Origin of the sequence: Burkholderia sp. HAN2018, assembly GCF_024704855.1 — a bacterium.
Taxonomy (GTDB): Bacteria; Pseudomonadota; Gammaproteobacteria; order Burkholderiales; family Burkholderiaceae; genus Burkholderia; species Burkholderia cepacia.
This window is the reverse complement of the sequence record NZ_QOBB01000519.1, coordinates 1-1,067: the sequence shown is the minus strand read 5'-3', so window position 1 is coordinate 1,067 and position 1,067 is coordinate 1. Positions and strand designations below refer to the sequence as shown.

Sequence of the window (1,067 nt, the reverse complement as noted above, 5' to 3'; positions counted from 1 at the left end):
GTCTCGCGAAATCCGCCGCGCCGGCCGACAAGCCGGCCGCGAAGCCCGCGCTCGTGCGCCCGGCGCTGAACGGCGAGAAGCCGGCGCCGGCCACGTCCGGCACGTCCGATGACGATTGGGAGACCTTCTAAATCATGTCGCACGCGCGCGCGCCGTTTCGACCCGATGCACCGGATGCCTCGCCTCGCGCGGGCGAGCCGGGGCGCGACTTCGCGTTCACGGGCGCGGATTTCGCACGCATCCGCGCGCTGATCCATCAACGCGCGGGGATCTCGCTGTCCGAGCACAAGCGCGACATGGCGTACAGCCGTCTCGCGCGCCGCTTGCGGGCACGCGGCCTCGACACGTTCCGCGACTACCTCGACCTGCTCGAGCAGGAAGACGATCCGCTCGAGTGGGAAGCGTTCACCAATGCCCTGACGACGAACCTGACCGCGTTCTTCCGCGAGTCGCACCATTTCCCGATCCTGTCGGATTTCGTGAAGGGGCGGCCGGCGCCCGTATCGGTCTGGTGTTCGGCGGCGTCGACCGGCGAGGAGCCTTACTCGATCGCGATCACGCTGATCGAGGCGCTCGGCGAATCGGCCGCGCGCGGCGCGTCGATCCTCGCGACCGACCTCGACACGCAGGTGCTCGCGAAGGCGGAGGCCGGCATCTACACGTATGACCAGGTCAAGCACCTGGCGCCGGAGCGGCTGAAGCGCTTCTTCCTGAAGGGTACGGGCGCGCAGGCCGGCCGCGTGAAGGTGCGCCCCGAGCTGCGCGCGATGATCCGCTTCGAGCAGCTGAACCTGACCGATGCGGATTACGGGATCGCGAAGCCGTTCGACGCGATCTTCTGCCGCAACGTGATGATCTATTTCGACAAGCCGACGCAGGGGCAGGTGCTGTCGCGCTTCGAGCCGCTCGTGAAGCCGGGCGGGCTGCTGTTCGCCGGCCATTCGGAAAACTTCACGTACGTCACGCAGGCGTTCCGGCTGCGCGGGCAGACGGTGTACGAACTGACTCGCGACGCCGCACAGGGCGCGCGGCCGCGTGGCGCGCAGGCGCCCGCGGCGGCCGCGACG

Annotated in this window: 1 protein-coding gene; it reads left to right on the top strand. The window is 69.2% G+C overall.

Features of this window, described 5'->3' with window-relative positions; translation table 11 throughout:
- Positions 1 to 134: 134 nt before the first annotated feature.
- A partial coding sequence (locus DPV74_RS41505) for a CheR family methyltransferase (protein WP_119339295.1) occupies positions 135 to 1,067 on the top strand: 933 nt, incomplete at its 3' end.